We start from the raw sequence: 3,455 nt of genomic DNA on the forward strand, positions 1-3,455 counted from the left end.
CTACGCGGGTGGTCGTAGACAGCAAGCGGCCAGGCGCGCGGCGACCGTACCACCGGGGGGGTAAGGGAAGAGCCCCAAACGCAACACGCCCCGCGCATTCCCGGATGAGGGGAACGCCGCGGGGCGTGGTGGATGATAAGGTTGGCGGCGACCGACTCTCCCGCCGGTGAAGGCAGTACCATAGGCGCTCCGGGGCTTAACGACTCTGTTCGGAATGGGAAGAGGTGAACACCCGGGCTAAAGCCACCATTATCAAGTCAGCCGGACCTGGATGCGTGTTCGCACACCCAGCGGCTGTCGTATTCGACATAGAGGCAGAGAAGAAGAAAGAGCCACGCTAATGAGCGTCTGCTGTACAGAAGTGTTCGAGTCCTTAGTACCCCTCGGCTGTGCCATTTCGGACTCTACACCTAGGGCCTATCAACGTCCTGGTCTCGGACGACTCTTCAATCGGATATCTCATCTTCAGGTGAGTTTCGCACTTAGATGCTTTCAGCGCTTATCTCATCCCAGCGTCGCTACCCGGCGCTGCAACTGGCGTCACAACCGGTGCACGAGCGGCTGGTCCAACTCGGTCCTCTCGTACTAAAGTCAGGTCCTGTCAAATATCCCACGCCCACCACAGATAGGGACCGAACTGTCTCACGACGTTCTGAACCCAGCTCGCGTGCCACTTTAATCGGCGAACAGCCGAACCCTTGGGACCTTCTCCAGCCCCAGGACGTGACGAGCCGACATCGAGGTGCCAAACCTCCCCGTCGATATGAGCTCTTGGGGGAGATCAGCCTGTTATCCCCGGCGTACCTTTTATCCTTTGAGCGATGGCCCTTCCATGCGGAACCACCGGATCACTATATCCGTCTTTCGACCCTGCTCGGCTTGTAGGCCTCACAGTCAAGCCTGCTTCTGCTATTGCGCTCTACATCCGGTTACCAAGCGGATTGAGCAGACCTTTGAAAGCCTCCGATACTTTTTTGGAGGCGACCACCCCAGTCAAACTACCCAGCAGACACTGTCTCCGTTGCCAGATTAGGTGCCAAACAACACAAGGGTGGTATTTCAACGTTGACTCCCCAAGACCTGGCGGCCCTGGCTCATAGTCTCCCACCTATCCTACACATGTGTTGTCCAGCAGCAATGTCAACCTATAGTAAAGGTGCACGGGGTCTTTCCGTCCCGTGGCGGGTACTCGGCATCTTCACCGAGACTACAATTTCACCGAGCTCATGGCTGAGACAGCGCCCAGATCGTTACACCATTCGTGCAGGTCGGAACTTACCCGACAAGGAATTTCGCTACCTTAGGACCGTTATAGTTACGGCCGCCGTTTACCGGGGCTTCGATTCAAACCTTCGCTTGCGCTAAGTTCCCCTCTTAACCTTCCGGCACCGGGCAGGTGTCAGGCCTTATACTTCCGCTTACGCGTTCGCAAAGCCATGTGTTTTTGTTAAACAGTCGCCTGGGCCTTTTCACTGCGGCTTCTCACATTGCTGTGAGGAAGCGTCCCTTCTCCCGAAGTTACAGGACCATTTTGCCGAGTTCCTTGGCCATGATTCACTCGAGCCCCTCAGGATACTCTCCTTGACTACCTGTGTCGGTTTGCGGTACGGGCTAGAATTCAGTAAACGCTTAGCAGGTTTTCTTGGCAGTCTGATTAGGCACACTATCCCATTGGCCGAGGCCGCTAGGTACTATCACGTTTCAGCAAGATGGGCGTACTTGACTACCCTCCTTATACCTACACGCTTTAACGGGCACTTCCGTCCGCCCGCGGTGCTTTCACTTCTGCGTCACTGCATCACTCCAAATCCTAGGTGCTGGAATATCAACCAGCTGTCCATCGACGTAGCCTCTCGGCCTAGCCTTAGGTCCCGACTAACCCTGCTCCGATTAGCGTTGAGCAGGAAACCTTAGTCTATCGGGGGGCGGGTTTCTCACCCGCCTTATCGTTACTCATGCCTACATTTGCTTTTCTAGCCGCTCCAGCAAGCCTGACGACTCACCTTCACCGCTGACTAGAATGCTCCCCTACCACTTGCACATAGTGCAAATCCATCGCTTCGGTACCGGACTTGATGCCCGTGTATTATCGATGCCCTCTCGCTCGACCAGTGAGCTGTTACGCACTCTTTAAAGGAATGGCTGCTTCCAAGCCAACCTCCTGGCTGTCAAAGCAAGTGGACCTCCTTTGTTCAACTTAGTCCGAATTTAGGGACCTTAGCGGATGGTCTGGGTTCTTTCCCTCTCGGCCTGGGACCTTAGCACCCCAAGCCTCACTGCCGAGTATATCAACGGGCATTCGGAGTTCGTCAGGATTCGGTAGGCTGTGACACCCCCTAGTCCTATCGGTAGCTCTACCTCCCGCTGACTCCACCTCGACGCTGTACCTAAATACATTTCGGGGAGTACGAGCTATTTCTCAGTTTGATTGGCCTTTCACCCCTACCCTCAAGTCATCCAAATCCTTTTCAACGGAAACTGGTTCGGTCCTCCAGTTGGTGTTACCCAACCTTCAACCTGCTCAAGGGTAGATCACAAAGTTTCGCGTCTACCCCCTCTGACTCTGCGCCCTATTCAGACTCGCTTTCGCTGCGGCTCCATGTGTTCACACATTTAACCTTGCCAGAGAGGAGTAACTCGTAGGCTCATTATGCAAAAGGCACGCTATCACCCCACTAAAAGGCTCTAACTGCTTGTAAGCACACGGTTTCAGGTTCTTTTCACTCCGGTATTCCCGGTTCTTTTCACCTTTCCCTCACGGTACTAGTTCACTATCGGTCTCTCAGGAGTATGTAGCCTTAGCGGATGGTGCCGCTGGATTCAGACGGGGTTTCTCCGGCCCCGCCCTACTCAGGAATCCTCTACCGTATAGTACCAGCTCGCCTACGGGATTCTCACCCTCTTTGATCGACTTTCCCACGTCGTTCGGCTAAAGTACTATAATCAGATGTTGAGGTCCTACAACCCCGGACTGGCCGTAACCAACCCGGTTTGGGCTCCTCCCCGTTCGCTCGCCACTACTGGGGGAATCATATGTTATTTTCTGTTCCTCCGGGTACTTAGATGTTTCAGTTCCCCGGGTTTGCCTCTCCTATCCTATAGATAAAAGATCCTACTTCTTCAAAGTAGGGGGTTGCCCCATTCGGATATCTACGGATCACCTGGTATGTGCCCATCCCCGTAGCTTTTCGCAGCTTATCACGTCCTTCATCGCCTCTGAGAGCCTAGGCATCCCCCGTGTGCCCTTTTCTACTTCTGTAGAGGCCTCGTCCGTGGACAAGGCCGGCTCCGGGTGACTAACCATAGGTTAATCACACAGTTTGTGTTCTCTTTCTTTTTCTCTGTTTTCCTCTATGTCAAAGAACGTCTGCCACTCCCTGTTGGAGGACAATGCGAATGATGGAAAAGACGTATTCGGTAAGAATACAGATGATCAACGAAAATCATGGGGGGGG

Annotated in this window: 2 rRNA genes; both read right to left on the minus strand. The window is 54.0% G+C overall.

Annotation, left to right across the window (positions count from 1 at the left end):
* Nucleotides 1–139 precede the first annotated feature (139 nt).
* Nucleotides 140–251: ribosomal RNA gene (rrf, locus tag EI291_RS22485) — 5S ribosomal RNA — on the minus strand.
* Nucleotides 252–353: 102 nt separating this feature from the next.
* Nucleotides 354–3,259: ribosomal RNA gene (locus EI291_RS22490) — 23S ribosomal RNA — on the minus strand.
* Nucleotides 3,260–3,455 lie beyond the last annotated feature (196 nt).

Origin of the sequence: Hymenobacter rigui, assembly GCF_003944715.1 — a bacterium.
Taxonomy (GTDB): domain Bacteria; phylum Bacteroidota; class Bacteroidia; order Cytophagales; family Hymenobacteraceae; genus Hymenobacter; species Hymenobacter rigui.